The sequence below is a fragment of the Sphaerisporangium rufum genome (assembly GCF_016863395.1).
Taxonomy (GTDB): Bacteria; Actinomycetota; Actinomycetes; order Streptosporangiales; family Streptosporangiaceae; genus Sphaerisporangium; species Sphaerisporangium rufum.
The window spans coordinates 88,941-104,110 of the sequence record NZ_BOOU01000046.1 but is presented as its reverse complement, the minus strand read 5'-3'; the positions used below and the strand labels follow the sequence as shown (position 1 = coordinate 104,110).

The following is a 15,170-nucleotide window of genomic DNA, read 5'->3' as shown; positions in this document are numbered from 1 at the left end:
GGCCGCCGGGCGGGCCGGCCGCGGCGCCGTCAGCCGCCGCCCTGGCAGACGGCGAACCGGGCGCCGGACGGGTCGGCCGCGTAGGCCACCAGCGTCTCGCGCATCTCGAACGGGCTGATCAGGACCTCGCCGCCGGCCCGCACCACCCGGGCGGTGGTCTCCTCGCAGTCGGCCACGGTGAAGTGCACCAGCCAGTGCGGCACCTCGCCGGCCGCCTCGTAGGGCATGCGCAGCCGCCCGCAGACCGCCGTACCCCTGATCTTCATCAGCACGTAGTCGAAGTCGACCCCGTCGCCCTGCTGCTCGCGCTCGTAGCCGAACAGCGCCTCGTAGAAGCCGTCGGCGGCCATCGGGTTACGGGAGTGCACCTCCGCCCAGCACATCGCACCCGGCTCGCCCACCAGCGCGGCGCCGGCATGGCCGGCCGCCTGCCACAACCCGAACGGCGCCCCGTCCGGGTCGGCGGCCAGCGCGAACCGCGCGTAACCCGGCAGGGCGGTGGGCAGCACGACCAGCTTGCCGCCGTTGGCCTCGACCCGGACGACCGAGGCCTCGATGTCGGAGGTGGCCAGGTAGGTGGTCCAGGCCGGCGCCACCCCTTCCATGCCGACCGCCGGCGGGGTCAGCGCGGCGACCGGCGCCTCGCCGATCCGGCACAAGGTGTAGTGCCACAGGTGGCGGCCGAGATCCTCGCACGACCAGTCGAAGACGCGCTGGTAGAACCGGGTGGCGCCGGCCAGGTCGTTGGTGGTCAGCTCGGGCCAGCAGGGGGCGCCGTCCGGATAATGCGCACGCTCCGCCATCGCCGCCCCCCAACCCCGACAAATCGCCTATATAACATATTTCCCCTCAAAGCTCACCCGCATTGCACTATCTCCGCACATTGCCAACAATTTCCGTTGGCCCGGCCCGGCCACCCGGATCAGCGGGCCCGCGGGGTGATGTTCACCGAACCGTCGGCCGGCACCGGCACCACGTCGATCCGGCCGTCCTGCACCGCCTTCCACAGGATCGCGCCCTGCGGGCCGAGCACCTTCACCAGGTCCCGGATCGACTCCAGTTCGGTCTTCACCTTGGTGTTGATCTGCGCCTGCGCCAGGTTCTGCTGCTTGGCGGCCTGCTCGGCGGCCAGCGCGTCGATCAGGCTCTGCGGCGGCTCGGGCTTCTGGATGGTGAGCACCACGTCGCCGCACTCGCCGGAGCCGCCGTAGTTGGGCTGGCAGAAGTAGTCGGCGCCGGCGGTCTCCTTGATGAACTGCCGCGCCAGCACGCCGACCCGCTGCTCCCACTGCTGCTTGGCGTTGGGGTCGTTGAACAGCTTCTTCCACTCGAACTCCTGGGAGGCCGCGTCCATGGCCCGGTCGAGCGGCTGCTTGAAGTAGAAGTTCAGCATGCGCCGCCAGCCGGAGGAGGACTCGCTCCCGTCGAAGTAGGCGACGTACTTCAGCCCGATCCGCTCGTGGAACCGGCGCAGCGTCTCGCAGGAGGTGTTCAGGGTGAACGTCGCCGAACCGGCCACCTTGAGCTGCACGTTGTCCTTGGACACGATGCTGATCGGACCGGACTCGGCGTCGTCGGAGCCGGAGAAGTCGAAGGTGCGCTGCCCGAAGGGATAGGAGTAGGAGGAGTCGCCCGGCCCGAGATAGGTCGCCCCGCTGGACGGGTTGATGCACTTCTCGAACTTGATCGCCTCGAACGCGCCGCCCGCGTAGTGCAGCCGCACCTCGTCCGGCGCGGTGCTGACCTTGCTGCAGCCGCTCGCGACGAACCCGAGCACCACGATGGCGATGACGGTGAGCAGCACGCCGCGCAGCAGCAGCCTGCGCCCCGTCCCCCGTCCCTGGCCGTCATTCGACTTAGGCATGCCCATCCCGCCCGTTCCCTGGTGTGGTCTTTACCGAAGGCAGATAGTAGAGCAATCCAGGGATCGGGCGGGGCGACGCCGCCGGTGGACGGCCGGCGCTCAGGCGCACTGGGCCAGCATGGCCTCCTTGTCCGGGGCGGTCACCGGCAGGTCGTACTTGAGGGCGACCTGCGCGAAGCGCACCGCGTAGGCGCAGCGGATCCCCCGGGCCGGCGGCAGCCAGGTCGCCGGGCCGGAGTCGCCCTTGGAGGAGTTGGCCGAGCCGTCCACCGGCAGGAGGTTCAGCGGGTCGTTCGCGATCCGCATCCGCTCGCTCTTGGTCCACCGCGAGGCGCCCATCTGCCAGTCGTAGGACAGCGGCATGACGTGGTCGATCTGCACCTCCGCCGCGTCCGACTTGCTCCACTCGATGGTCTTGCCGGTGTAGGGGTCGTGCAGGGTCATCGAGACCAGCACGCACTTCGACCCCGAGCGGTACTTGAGGTCCTCGCCGTCCCGGGCCAGCACGTCGTTGCGAGTGTCACAGCCGTTGCGCGCCATGGGCACGTCGTCGGTGTTGTCCGCCCAGGCGTAACCGAACTCGTCCCGGTCGTAGCCGGTCTTGGCGCCACGGCCCTTGGTGGCCACCTTGCCGATCAGCTTGACGGCCGCCGCCCGGTCCTTGTCCGACCGGACCGCGCCCAGGCCCCGCTCGGTGCCCTTGGGGTTGTCCAGCGGGCTGACCCCGGTTCCCTTACCGCCGCCGTCCCCGCCGCCGCTGCCCGAGCCCGACCCGCGGTCACCGCCGGCGTCCACGCCCCCGGCGTCCAGCGGGCCGCACCCGGCCAGCAATGCGATCACCGTCATCCCGGCCACGATCGCCCGTGATCTCCGCCGCCGCACCAGCCACCCCCAGGTAAACGAATAGCAATGACTTGGCACGCTAATACCCAAGAAGTCGCCAATTACAGCCGTTTCCAGAGATGACGGAAAAGCCGGAACACCATTACCGGCGAACCGGCGGCCGGGCAGCCGGAAACCACCCTTGGCAGGCGGCGGTGACCGGCAAGAAAGCACGCAAAAGCCGCGCCGGCCGGTGTCGTCACCGGCCGGCGCGGCCGCGTCCCGCTATCGGCGTCCCGCTATCGGCTCAGAGGCCGTACTCCTTGGTGATCCGCTCGTGCCGCTCCACCTCGATGCCGGCCGCCCTGGCCAGGTCGAGCCAGGCCAGCGGGTGGCTCCACCGCTCGGTGGCGTCGTCCAGCACCGCGTCCAGCTCGACCGGCTCCACGCCGGGCGGCACGGCGATCCAGCCGTAGACGCCCTGCAGCCGCTCACCGCCGGCCGGGTGGGTGATCGAGTAGGTCTCGTCGCTGTAGACCCACATCGGCCAGCCGCGCTCGGCCAGCACCTCGTTGAACTCGGTCCAGTCGTCCTCGGTCGGCGCGGCGCCGTCGAAGAACCAGCTGGTGTAGCCGCCCGGCCGCAGCAGCGACACCCCGGCGAACGGGATGACGAAGCTCTCGCGCTCCTCCTCGCTCTCCGGGACCGGCTCCAGCGGGCGCGGGTCGATGACCACGATGTCACCGGCGTTGTAGTCCATGCCCTTGGGCTGCGGGATGAGCAGCCGGGCGGTGGCCGGGCCGGTACGCACCGACAGCACCTCGCGCCGGCTGCCGTCGGAGACCGGCAGGACGACCCGGACCAGGTGCCACTCCTCCTCGATCGGGCCCTCGGCGGAGTCCAGCTGCATGCCGAGCCGGGCGGCGCCCAGCCGGACCAGCGGCCAGTCCTCGGCGGCGGTCGCCATGACGACCATCCGCCAGACGTCCTCCTCCTCGCCCGCGCCGGACTCGACCAGCTCCCGCAGGATGCCGGCGCCCTTGGCGTTGTCGCCGAGCTGCTGGACCGCGCCGGCCAGCAGCCGCCGCGCCTCCAGCCCGACGGTGCCCTCGGCACCGGCCTCTAGAGACAGCTCCGCCTCGGCCGCGCTCTCCGCCCAGCGCTCGCGGTGGCGGTGCAGCCGTGCCAGTGCCAGGTGGCCGGCCGGCGCGGGCAGCATGGCGGCGAACCGCTCCACCTTCTCGTCCTGGCCGGCCTCCAGCAGCACACCGGTGAGGTAGGCGACGTCCTCCTCCTCGGCGGTGGCCGGGTCGCCGTCCTCCACCACGGTCTTCCACAGGATGTCGGCGCCGATGGGGGCGTAGCCGAGGAAGCCCAGGGTCGTGGTGTGGCGGCGGGTGGCCGGCAGGTCGGTGCCCGACAGCGGCCACAGCCAGCCGACCCACCGCTCGGGGTCGGCGTTGTGGCCGTCGGCGGCGTCGAAGTAGGCGACCAGCTCGTCCTGCGGGCCGGGCGCCGGCAGCGGGGTGGCGGCGTCGGCGGCGGCGCGCAGCGCGGCCACCCGCTCGCCCAGCCCGTCGGCGGCGCGCAGGGCCGGCAGCCACGTCGCGGCCAGGTCGGCGAGCGCGCGGGCCTGCCACAGGCCCTGCCGGGCCACCGCCAGCTCGCCGGCGGCCAGCGCCAGCTCCACCCGGTGCCGGTGCACGCCCATCGCCTCGTAGTAGGCCATCCACTGGCGCAGCACCCGGCCGAGCTGCCAGGTGTTGCTGATGACGCCGTCCAGCGCGCGGACCGCGGTGGCCCACTCCGGCCAGTCGCGCGGGTGGTCTCCCACGACGTCGAGGTCGGGCAGCGTCTCCAGCGCCTCGGCGGACCGGCCCAGGCGGGCCAGCACCAGCGCGTGCAGCACGCCCGCCCGGCGGTCCTTGGCCACCGGGTCGTCCGCCGGGAACTCGCCGGCGGCCTCCAGCGCGGCCAGCGCCTCCTGCGGCCGGCCGGCGCCGAGCAGCGCGCGCACGCCCGCGGCGGCGAGCTCCCAGCTCACCTGCGCCTGGGCCTCCCGGCGGCGGGCGGCGGCCGACTCCTGGTAGGCCACGGCCTGGGCGTGGTCGCCGGCGTCGGCCAGCGCCGCGACGTACTGGGCGGCCAGGGCACAGAACGCCGGCGAGGAGGGCGGCAGGCCGTCCAGCGCGGCGCCGAGGGCCGACAGCCGCTCGGCGGCGTACCCGGGACCGTCGATGTTCGCCTGGCACTGGGCCAGCGCCTCGGTGGCGGCGACGACCGAGGGGCAGTCCCGCACGTCGGCGCGCCGGGTGAACTCCACCAGGGCCACGGCGTCGGCGAGCGCCACCTCCCCCTGGGCCCGGTCGCCCACCCGGCCGATCAGGTGCCAGTAACGCGCGAAGAACTCCAGCCAGGGAAGCTCCAGCGCCTCGGCCTGCTGGGCGACCGCGGGGGCCATCACGTCGAGCTGCGGGTACCGGCCCTCCAGGGCCTGCGCCGGCAGGTCACCCAGCGCGATCGCCAGCCCGGTGTTCCCAGCCTCGTGCAGTTGCCGCTGGGTGTCCGCCACCCACGCCCAGATGTCCACGTCCATGGCAGGTCAGTCTGCCAGCTCGCGGACGCTCCCCCAAACACGCGCGGGCGCCGTGCCGGGAAACGGACACCCACCGCGCGCCGCGGGCCGGCGCCCGGCAGGGTCAGACCAGCGCGACCGGCGGCACCTCGCCCGCGGCGACCAGGACGGCCGGGCCGGTGAGCCGGCTGGTGTGCTCGTCCAGTTCCACGGTGAGCAGGCCGCCGGGCACCTCCACCGTCCAGGTGCCGGTGCGCTCGCCGGCCACGGCGGCGACCGCCACCGCGGCGGCCACCGCGCCGGTGCCGCAGGAGCGGGTCTCCCCCGAGCCGCGCTCGTACACCCGCATGACGGCCCGGCGCGCGCCGACCGCGTTGACCAGCTCGACGTTGACCCCGTGCGGGAAGACGGCCGGGTCGAAACCGGGCTGCGCGGTGAGGTCGAGGCGGGCCACCGGCTCGCCGGTCACGCACGCCAGGTGCGGGTTGCCCATGCTGACCACCAGGCCGTCGTACTCGGTGCCCCCGACGCTCGCCCAGCTCTCGCCGCCCACCACGGGGCGGCCCATGTCGACCGTGACGTCACCGGTGGCCTCCAGCCGGACCCGGCGCAGCCCGCCCCGGGTGACCACGTCGAACTCGCCGGGCTCGGCCAGGCCGGCGTCCACCAGGTAGCGCGCGAAGACGCGCAGCCCGTTGCCGCACATCTCGGCCAGGCCGCCGTCGGCGTTGCGGTAGTCCATGAACCAGTCGGCGCCGCGCGGCGGCGGCCCGCCCGCCTCGCCGGCCCGGTCGACGATCGCGACGGCCTCCGCGCTCAGCTTGGCGGGCACCACGCGCAGCACGCCGTCGGCGCCGATGCCGGCCCGCCGGTCGCACAGCGCCGCCACGACGGCGGCCGACAGCTCCAGGCCGCCGTCGCGGTCCGGAAGGATGACGAAGTCGTTCTCGGTGCCGTGACCCTTGACGAAGCGCATATCAGCCAAGTCTACGCCCGGCCGTCGCCAGGGCTTGATCCACCAGGTCCGGCGCGTCGTACGGGAGCCAGCGCACCCGGGGGTCACGGCGGAACCACGACTCCTGGCGCCGGGCGAACCGCCGGGTGGCCCGCACCGTCTCCTCGCGGGCCTGCTCCTCGGCCCACTCGCCGGCCAGGAAGCGCAGCACCTGCGCGTAGCCGAGGGCCCGGCTCGCCGTGCGACCGTCCGCCAGCCCCTCGCCGGCCAGCCGCCGCACCTCCTCGACGAACCCGGCCGCCCACATCCGGTCCACCCGCAGCGCGATGCGCTCGTCCAGCTCCGGCCGGGGCACCGCCACGCCGATCTGCACGCTGTCGTAGACGGCGTCGTAGGAGGGCATCGTTGCCGAGAACGGCCGCCCGGTCAGCTCGATCACCTCCAGCGCGCGCACGACGCGGCGGCCGTTGCTCGCCAGCACCGCCTCGGCCGCCACCGGATCCAGCTCTTTCAGCCGCCGGTGCATCTCCTCCGGGCCGCGGGCGGCCAGCTCCGCCTCCAGCCGGGCGCGGATCTCCGGGTCGGTGCCGGGGAACTCCAGGTCGTCCAGCGCGGCGCGGACGTACAGCCCGGACCCGCCGACCAGCACCGGCGCCGTGCCGGCCGCCAGCAGGCCGTCGATCAGCGGCCGGGCCAGGCGCTGGTAGGCGGCGACGCTCGCCGTCTCGGTGACCGGCCAGACGTCCAGCAGGTGGTGCGGGACGCCGCGCCGCTCGGCGAGGGTCAGTTTGGCGGTGCCGATGTCCATGCCGCGGTAGAGCTGCATCGAGTCGGTGTTCAGCGCCTCCCCGCCCAGGCGCAGCGCCAGCTCCACCGCCAGGTCGGACTTGCCTGCCGCGGTCGCCCCCACCACGGCGAGCACCCGGGGCCGCGCCGGGCCGCCCATCACAGCGTCCAGTCGAGGGTCGGCGGCAGGTACCCCTCCAGGGTGAGCAGCCAGCGCTTGGACTCGACGCCCTCGCCGCCGCTGAACCCGCCGAGGCCGGATCCGGCGACGACCCGGTGGCAGGGCACGATGATCGGGATCGGGTTGCCGCCCATGATCGAGCCGATGGCCCGGGCGGGCACCCCCGCCCCGCTGCGGTCCGCCAGCCCGCCGTACGTCGTCACCCGGCCGTAGGGGACGGTCTCGTGCAGGGTGCCGAGGACCCGGCGCTGCAGCGGCGAGGTCAGCCGCCAGTCGAGCGGGACGGTGAAGCGCCGCAGCCGCCCGGCGAAGTAGGCGGCCATCTCCTCGCGCGCGGCGCGGGCCCGGCCGGGGTCGTCGGCCTCCAGCGCGCCGAGGCGGTCCAGCACGCGCCGCCGCACCGCCGGTCCGTCCCCGAACGAGGTGGCGACCACCCCCTGGCCGGTGACGGCGACCAGCACGTCCCCGACCGGGGTGGGAACGCTGCCGAAGGCGACGTCCAGCATTCCGATCATTTCCATTCGCGCGATCATCGTCGGCGGGGCGTCCGGTGCGCCACCGCTTTCCCCAACCGTAGCCGTCGCGCGTCAGGGCCCGCGCCTGCGCGGCCGGCGCCCGCGTCCGGGCACGCGACGGCCCGCCGGCCGGGGGCGACCTCGGCGGGCGGGCCGGGGGATGCGCGGTGGCCCCGCCGGGGGATCAGGTGCCGCCGAAGTCCTGGGTCCACCAGGGGCCGCCGGTACCGAGGTGCACGCCGACGCCGATGGCCTTCAGCTTGCAGTTCATGATGTTCGCCCGGTGGCCGGGACTGTCCAGCCAGGCCTTCACGACCGCCGCCGGGGTGGCCTGGCCGCGGGCGATGTTCTCGGCGAACATCGAGGAGGTGTAGCCGGCCGCCTTGATGCGGTCCCACGGGGACCGGCCGTCGGCGGAGGTGTGCGAGAAGTACTTCTTGGCCGCCATGTCGTCGGAGTGGCCGCGCGCCGCGGCGCGCAGCTTCTCGTCGATGCGCAGCGGGCCGCAGCCCTCACCCGCGCGGGCCTGGTTGGTCAGCCGGGCGACCTCGTCCTCCGCCGTCTTCTGGGCGGTGGAACCGTCCCCCTGCGCCGAGCCGGTCGGGGCCGGCGTCGAGGGCTTGGCCGAGGGCCGGGCGGAGCGGGTCGCGGTCGGCTTGACCGTGGGCCGGGCGGAGCGCCGCGCGGCGGGCGCGGTGGGCGAGGCGGTAGGCGTGGGCGCCGCCCCGGTGCCGCCGGAGCCGCTCGCCGACCCCCGGACCGGGGCACCCGGCGCGACGGAGCCCTCGGGGCCGTCCGGGCCGGCCTGGAAGCCGGGGCCCTGCGGCTTGCCGGAGGTGCCGCCGGAGCCGGAGTTCTTCTTGCGCTTGGCGCTCTGGCCGTCCGGCCGGCCCCCGGTGCCGTCGGAAGCGCCGTCAGGGGTACCGGAGGTATCGCCACCGCCGGTGAAGCCGCTGGCGCCGGAACCGGAGGATCCGGTGCCGGACTCCGCCGAGTCCGGCGGGCCGGCGGCGGCCTCCTCCTCCAGGTCCTGCTGGTCTTCGGTGGTGGCCCCAGACCCGTCTTCGGTCTGACCGGCGGCGTCCTGGGAGGTCTCCTGGCCGGCGGGCGTGGCGCCGGTGTCCTCGCCGGTGAAGGCGACCACACCTCCGGCCGCGACGGCGGCGGCGAGCACGGCGGACGCGGCGCTGATCACCAGCGTCTTCTTCCGCGGCCCGCGGGCGGCGGGCGGCTCGTCGTACAGGTACTCGGTGGGGCCCACCGGGTCGGACTCGCCGTGACGGGGGTATGACGGGGGGTCGTGCCGATCCATGAAAGATGACTCCTGCGGCATCGGTGAGAAAGCACTCCGGCTTCCGCGGGCGGTCGTCACACTAGTCCCACTGTTGGAGTTACCGCACCTCAATCACGGAAGAATCACGACTTGTCATCACATGGACCGATCTCATGGCGGCGTTCGGTGGTCATCTGCGGAACGGCCCTGGCAATCGGCGCGAGCGGACTCATGGTCGCCTGTGGCACCGCTCCACCACGCCGCGAATCGCCAGGTATGTCGGGATTTTTAGCGGAACGAACTCCCGGCCCCGGCACCCCGTACGGGATACCTGCCCGGCCACGCGCCGCCGGCCGGGCAACCGGCACAGCGCGTGACCAGAATCACAGTTTCGATCACCGTTCAGCGGTGCCCTCCGAGGGCTGGGCCGGGCCGGTGCCCGCCCCGGCGGGCCGCACCGGACGCCCCGCCGCGGCGGGCCGCCCACCGGGGTCCGGCCGGCCCGCCTCTCCGCGGGCCGCCGGTCCGCCGCCCGTCCGGGCCCGGCCCGTGCCGCGACCGGTGGCCACCCGCTCGCGCCCGCCGCGCTCCGGTGCCCCGCGGCCGCAACGCCCGCCGCTGCCCTGGACGCCCCGGCCCGAACGCCGGCCGCCGGCGCCGTGGTCACCGCCGCCGTCCCAACCGGACGCCCCGCCGGCTCCCGGCCCGTCCGGCGAGGAGTACGGGCCCGGCCCGGGGAATCCGTGCGCGCGCTTCACCGACCTGCGCCGCGACTACTGCGAGCGGATCCTGTCCGGCGACCGCTGAGCATGCCGGACACCGGCACCCCCACAGGGGATGCCGGTGGCGGATGAGCGGATCAGGCCCGGCGCAGGACCGGCATGCCGAGCGCGACCGGCCCGGCCGCGGCCGGGGCGGAACCCGGCGCCGCACCGCACGCGGCGCTCTCCCGGGCCGCCCAGGCGTCGCCCGCCCGGGTGCGGCGCACCTTCAGCGCCGGGGCGTCGGCCACCAGGTGGTGCGGGGCGGCGTAGGTGACCTCGACGGTCGCCATGTCACCCGGCCGGGGCGGCTCGCCCTCGGCCGGGGTGAAGTGCACCAGGCGGTTGTCCGGAGCCCGGCCGGACAACCGGCGGGTCGCCTCGTCCTTGCGGCCCTCGCCCTCGGCGACCAGCACCTCCAGCACCCGCCCGACCTGCGCCCGGTTCTCCTCCCAGGAGATGGCGTTCTGCAGCTCGACCAGCCGCTCGTAGCGCTCCTGGACGACCTCCTTCGGCACCTGACCGTCCATGGTCGCCGCCGGGGTGCCGGGCCGGATGGAGTACTGGAAGGTGAAGGCATTGGCGAAGCGGGAGGCGCGGACCACGTCCAAGGTGGCCTGGAAGTCCTCCTCTGTCTCGCCGGGGAACCCGACGATGATGTCGGTGGAGATCGCCGCGTCCGGCATCGCGGTGCGCACCCGCTCGATGATGCCGAGATACCGCTCGGCACGGTAAGAGCGGCGCATGGCCTTCAGCACGCGGTCCGAGCCGGACTGCAGCGGCATGTGCAGCTGGTGCATGACGTTCGGGGTCTCGGCCATGGCGGCGATCACATCGTCGGTGAAGGCGGCCGGATGCGGCGAGGTGAACCGGACCCGCTCCAGGCCGTCCACGCCGCCGCAGGCGCGCAGCAGCTTGCCGAACGCCAGCCGGTCACCGAACTCCACTCCATAGGTGTTCACGTTCTGCCCGAGGAGGGTGACCTCCAGCACGCCGAGCTCCACCAGCGAGCGCACCTCGCCGAGCACGTCACCGGGGCGGCGGTCCTTCTCCTTGCCGCGCAGCGACGGCACGATGCAGAAGGTGCAGGTGTTGTTGCACCCCACCGAGACCGACACCCACGCCGCGTACGCCGACTCGCGCCTGGTGGGCAGGGTGCTGGGGAAGACCTCCAGCGACTCCTTGATCTCGACCTGGGCCTCCTCGGCCAGGCGCGCCCGTTCCAGCAGCACCGGCAGCGAACCGATGTTGTGCGTGCCGAACACCACGTCGACCCAGGGCGCCCGGCGGACGATCTCGCCCTGGTCCTTCTGAGCCAGGCAGCCGCCGACGGCGATCTGCATGCCGGGCCGGCCCGCCTTGACCGGGCGCAGGTGGCCGAGATTGCCGTACAGGCGGTTGTCGGCGTTCTCGCGCACCGCGCAGGTGTTGAACACGACCACGTCGGCCTGCTCCCCGTCGGCCGCGCGGGCGTACCCGGCGTCCTCCAGCAGGCCGGACAGGCGCTCGGAGTCGTGGACGTTCATCTGGCACCCGTACGTGCGGACTTCGTAGGTCCGGGTGCGCTCCTCGGTGACAGTCATCTCGACATCCAAGGGTAGGCGGTCGGCGGGCCCCGCCGCACGCGGCCGCCACCCCTGTCTCCGCGCCGGGCGCGGGCGCCCGCGTACCGTGATCACTTAACGTTCCGGTGACGGTGGCGGAGCGTCCCGGACCGGCCATCCGGCCCACACCACCGGAGGTACCGGGCATCTTGACCACAGCCCGTGACCAGGCCGTGATGCGATCGGTACCACCTGGTTAGTGACCGGTGGCCTCCACCACCTACCTTGTGCACCATGACGGAGAACGGGGACGCGACGCCTCTCGTCAGGGTCGAGAACGTCAACAAGAGCTTCGGTGCCCTGCATGTGCTCAAGGACATCAATCTGACGGTCTCCCGGGGGGAGGTCGTGGTGGTGATCGGCCCGTCCGGCGGAGGCAAGTCGACGCTGTGCCGTGCCCTGAACCGGCTGGAGGCCATCGACTCGGGCAGCATCGTCTTCGACGGCAAGCCGTTGCCGGCCGAAGGCAGGGCCCTGGCCCGGCTCCGCTCGGACGTGGGCATGGTCTTCCAGTCCTTCAACCTGTTCGCCCACAAGACGATCATCGACAACGTCACGCTGGGACCGATCAAGGTGCGGGGGGTGTCCCGCGAGCAGGCGGAGCGGCGGGGAATGGAACTGCTGGAGCGCGTGGGCATCGCCAGCCAGGCGCACAAGTATCCGGCACAGCTGTCCGGGGGCCAGCAGCAGCGGGTGGCCATCGCCCGCGCCCTGGCGATGGAGCCGAAGATGATCCTCTTCGACGAGCCGACGTCCGCCCTGGACCCCGAGATGGTGCAGGAAGTGCTGGACGTCATGATCGGGCTGGCCAGGGACGGCATGACCATGGTGGTCGTGACCCACGAGATGGGCTTCGCCCGGCGGGCCGCCAACCGGGTGGTGTTCATGTCCGACGGGCAGATCGTGGAGGAGAACACGCCCGACGAGTTCTTCACCAACGCCCGGACCGACCGCGCCAAGGACTTCCTGTCGAAGATCCTCACGCACTGAGCCCTCGTCTCCGTCCCTCCCGCGTGCGGGACCGCGGCCCCGCACCCGTCGCGCCGGCCGTCGCCGGGGCACCGTACAGCCCGTGCCGGTATCGACCGCTCGTCACAAGAAAGAAGAGGTACACGCATATGCGCCTACGACAGTTCGGGGCCGCCCTGCTGTCCGCCGCGACTCTGGTGGGCGGTCTGGCCGCCTGCGGCAGCAGCGGCCCGTCCTCGGCCCTCGCCAAGGCCAAGGACGAGAAGAAGCTCACGATCGGCGTGAAGTACGACCAGCCCGGCATGGGGCTGAAGAAGCCCGACGGCACCGTCGAGGGCTTCGACGTCGACGTGGCCAAGTACATCGCCAAGGAGCTCGGCGTCCCGGAGTCCGGCATCACCTGGAAGGAGGCCCGGTCGGCCAACCGGGAGACCTTCCTGGCGCAGGGCCAGGTCGACCTGATCGTGGCGACCTACTCCATCACCGAGGCGCGCAAGCCCAAGGTCACCTTCGCCGGGCCGTTCTACCTGGCCCACCAGGACACCCTGGTGCGCGCGGACGACACCTCGATCACCTCGCTGGACAGCCTCAAGGGCAAGCGCATCTGCCAGGTCACCGGCTCCAACTCCTGGAAGAACATCGCCGAGGGCACCAACAAGGAGAGCAAGAAGGTCGACGTCACGCTGGTGCCGGCCGGCGCCTACGACGAGTGCATCACCAAGCTCAAGGGCAACGCCCTGGACGCGGTGACCACCGACGACATGATCCTCGCCGGGTACGCCAAGCGTGAGGGCAGCGCGCTGAAGGTCACCGGCGCGCCGTTCACCGACGAGAAGTACGGCGTCGGCCTGAAGAAGGGCGACAAGGAGACCTGCGAGGCGGTCAACAAGGCGATCACCAAGATGTACCAGGACGGGACGATCAAGCAGCTGTTCGAGAAGCACTTCAGCGGTACCGGGCTGAACTTCACGGCCACCGGCGCGCCGCCCGCCGAGGGCTGCAGCTGATCCCGCTTCCGGGGCGCCGGTGAGGCCACCACCTCACCGGCGCTCCCCGTCTCCGGTGGAGCACGATGGAATCGCTACTCGACTTCGGTCCTCTCGTCCAAGAGTTCGCCACGATCCTCGCCGGGTTCTGGTCGACGATCCGGCTGACCGTGATGAGCGCGGTGCTGGCGCTGGTGCTCGGCACCGTGCTGGTCGCGATGCGGGTCTCGCCGACGCCCGTGCTGCGCTCGGTGGGCACGTTCTACGTCAACATCCTGCGCAACACCCCGCTGACCCTGGTGCTGCTGCTGTGCGCGCTCGGGCTGAGCGACACGCTGCAGCTCACGCTGTCGCGTGACCCCGGGATCAACTATTACTGGTGGGCCATCGCGGGCCTGTCGGCGTACACCGCCGCGTTCGTCTGCGAGGCGCTGCGCGCCGGCATCAACACCGTCCCGGTCGGCCAGGCCGAGGCGGCCCGTGCCATCGGGCTCACCTTCACCCAGTCGCTGCGGCTGATCGTGCTGCCCCAGGCCTTCCGCTCGGTGATCGCCCCGCTCGGCAGCATCCTCATCGCGCTGACCAAGAACACCACGATCGTCATCGTGGCCGGCTATATCGAGGCCTCGGCCGTGATGAAGCAGATGTTCGACGACTACGGCGGGACATTGCCGATCTTCCTGGGCTTCGCCGCGGGCTACATGGTCCTGACCCTGCCCACCGGCTTCTTCTTCGGCTGGCTCGCCCGGCGGCTGGCGGTGGTCCGATGAGCACGAGCGTCCTGTTCGACGTACCCGGGCCGCGGGCCCGGCTGCGCAACAACATCATCACGCTGGTTTCGGCCGTCGTGGTGCTCGGCGTCGCCTACCTGCTGATCAGCGGGCTCGCCGACAAGGGCCAGCTGCAGGGCAGGCTCTGGGAGCCGTTCCTGCGGGCGGACGTCTGGACCGGGATGATCATTCCCGGGCTGGTGGCAACGCTGAAGGCCGCGGCGCTCTCGGCGGTGCTGGCACTGGTCTTCGGCGTGGTCTTCGGCCTCGGCCGGCTCTCCGACCACGCGTGGATCCGCCGGCCGGCCGGCGCGGTGGTGGAGTTCTTCCGGGCGATCCCGCTGCTGCTGCTGATCTTCTTCGCCCAGGCGGGCCCCGCCACCCTGAGCGGGTACACCGTCGGCGTGCCGGCGTTCGCCGCGGTCGTCATCGGGCTCACCCTGTACAACGGCTCGGTGCTGGCCGAGGTGTTCCGGGCGGGCGTGCTGGCGGTGCCGCGCGGGCAATCCGAGGCGGGCTACTCGCTCGGGCTGAGCAAGAGCGGCGTCATGCGGCTCATCCTGCTGCCGCAGGCGACCACCGCGATGATGCCGGCCATCATCAGCCAGATGGTGGTGCTGCTGAAGGACACCGCGCTCGGCTGGGTGATCGCCTACGAGGAGCTGCTGAACTTCGGGCTCAAGCAGATCCCGGCGAACTTCGGCAACCTCATCCCGAGCGCGATCGTCATCTCCGTGGTGTACATCGGGATCAACATGGCCCTCGCCCACCTGGCCACCGTGCTGGAGCGGCGCAGCAGGCGCTCCCGCGGTCCCGCCGCGCCCGCGGGTCTCGCCGGGCCCACCGCACCGGCCGGACCGCCCTCGGCCGAGTCGGCCGGGATCAGCGTCGTCGCCGACAGCGCGCGCGTGGAGTAGCCGGCCCGCGGCGCCGCCACGGCCATCGACCCCGCGCCGCCGCGGTACCGGGCCGATACCGCGGCGGCCGGTCGGGCTGGCCGGCCGCCGCCCGTGTTCACGCGCGCCCGGATCGTCGCGGAGACGATCTCGAACCGCGGCGCGCTTCCTGCCGCCCCACGCATGCGGCCACCCGGCACGTCCCGATGGCGC

14 protein-coding genes are annotated in these 15,170 nt (G+C 72.9%); 5 read left to right on the top strand and 9 right to left on the bottom strand.

Translation table 11 applies throughout. The features are described 5' to 3' along the window. Positions 1 to 29: 29 nt before the first annotated feature. The 8 genes from Sru01_RS16345 to Sru01_RS16310 form a co-directional block, all read right to left on the bottom strand. A complete protein-coding gene (locus Sru01_RS16345; protein ID WP_203985557.1) occupies positions 30 to 803 on the bottom strand; it encodes a VOC family protein in 774 nt (257 codons plus the stop codon). A 119-nt stretch (positions 804 to 922) separates the two neighbouring features. Then, positions 923 to 1,864: an SPFH domain-containing protein gene (locus tag Sru01_RS16340; RefSeq protein ID WP_203985554.1), complete on the bottom strand. Its 942-nt coding sequence runs from the start codon at positions 1,862 to 1,864 to the stop codon at positions 923 to 925. A 99-nt stretch (positions 1,865 to 1,963) separates the two neighbouring features. Continuing rightward, positions 1,964 to 2,710 carry an HNH endonuclease family protein gene (locus tag Sru01_RS16335; RefSeq protein WP_239137482.1) on the bottom strand — a complete coding sequence of 249 codons (747 nt, stop codon included), beginning with the start codon at positions 2,708 to 2,710 and terminating at the stop codon, positions 1,964 to 1,966. Positions 2,711 to 2,993: 283 nt separating this feature from the next. Next, entirely contained in the window at positions 2,994 to 5,282 is a 2,289-nt protein-coding gene (locus tag Sru01_RS16330) for a tetratricopeptide repeat protein (RefSeq protein WP_203985551.1), read from the bottom strand. Between the two features lie 103 nt (positions 5,283 to 5,385). Then, the gene (gene dapF, locus Sru01_RS16325) at positions 5,386 to 6,237 is read right to left on the bottom strand and encodes a diaminopimelate epimerase (RefSeq protein ID WP_203985549.1); all 852 of its coding nucleotides are present in this window, start codon (positions 6,235 to 6,237) and stop codon (positions 5,386 to 5,388) included. A gap of 1 nt (position 6,238) precedes the next feature. Beyond that, positions 6,239 to 7,162: a tRNA (adenosine(37)-N6)-dimethylallyltransferase MiaA gene (gene miaA, locus Sru01_RS16320; protein WP_203985545.1), complete on the bottom strand. Its 924-nt coding sequence runs from the start codon at positions 7,160 to 7,162 to the stop codon at positions 6,239 to 6,241. Then, positions 7,162 to 7,704, bottom strand: coding sequence for a methylated-DNA--[protein]-cysteine S-methyltransferase (locus tag Sru01_RS16315; RefSeq protein WP_239137481.1), 543 nt, complete (start codon positions 7,702 to 7,704; stop codon positions 7,162 to 7,164). The genes miaA and Sru01_RS16315 overlap by 1 nt, the downstream gene beginning before the upstream one ends. A gap of 178 nt (positions 7,705 to 7,882) precedes the next feature. Continuing rightward, positions 7,883 to 9,010: a CAP domain-containing protein gene (locus Sru01_RS16310; RefSeq protein WP_203985542.1), complete on the bottom strand. Its 1,128-nt coding sequence runs from the start codon at positions 9,008 to 9,010 to the stop codon at positions 7,883 to 7,885. Between the two features lie 510 nt (positions 9,011 to 9,520). On the opposite strand from Sru01_RS16310, the gene Sru01_RS16305 reads away from it, so the two are divergent. Next, positions 9,521 to 9,778: a hypothetical protein gene (locus tag Sru01_RS16305; protein WP_203985539.1), complete on the top strand. Its 258-nt coding sequence runs from the start codon at positions 9,521 to 9,523 to the stop codon at positions 9,776 to 9,778. A 52-nt stretch (positions 9,779 to 9,830) separates the two neighbouring features. Here the strand turns inward: Sru01_RS16305 and miaB are convergent, their stop codons facing one another. Beyond that, positions 9,831 to 11,315 (bottom strand): tRNA (N6-isopentenyl adenosine(37)-C2)-methylthiotransferase MiaB, encoded by a 1,485-nt coding sequence (miaB, locus tag Sru01_RS16300; protein ID WP_203985534.1) that lies wholly within the window; start codon positions 11,313 to 11,315, stop codon positions 9,831 to 9,833. Positions 11,316 to 11,570: 255 nt separating this feature from the next. Between miaB and Sru01_RS16295 the strand changes: the two genes are divergently transcribed. The 4 genes from Sru01_RS16295 (at position 11,571) to Sru01_RS16280 (ending at position 14,978) form a co-directional block, all read left to right on the top strand. After that, the gene (locus Sru01_RS16295; RefSeq protein ID WP_203985531.1) at positions 11,571 to 12,326 is read left to right on the top strand and encodes an amino acid ABC transporter ATP-binding protein; all 756 of its coding nucleotides are present in this window, start codon (positions 11,571 to 11,573) and stop codon (positions 12,324 to 12,326) included. 128 nt (positions 12,327 to 12,454) lie between these two features. After that, positions 12,455 to 13,312, top strand: a complete 858-nt coding sequence (locus tag Sru01_RS16290; protein WP_203985529.1) for a glutamate ABC transporter substrate-binding protein — start codon at positions 12,455 to 12,457, stop codon at positions 13,310 to 13,312. Between the two features lie 65 nt (positions 13,313 to 13,377). Then, a complete protein-coding gene (locus tag Sru01_RS16285; protein WP_203985526.1) occupies positions 13,378 to 14,061 on the top strand; it encodes an amino acid ABC transporter permease in 684 nt (227 codons plus the stop codon). Next, positions 14,058 to 14,978: an amino acid ABC transporter permease gene (locus Sru01_RS16280; RefSeq protein ID WP_203985523.1), complete on the top strand. Its 921-nt coding sequence runs from the start codon at positions 14,058 to 14,060 to the stop codon at positions 14,976 to 14,978. The genes Sru01_RS16285 and Sru01_RS16280 overlap by 4 nt, the downstream gene beginning before the upstream one ends. Positions 14,979 to 15,170: the final 192 nt, after the last annotated feature.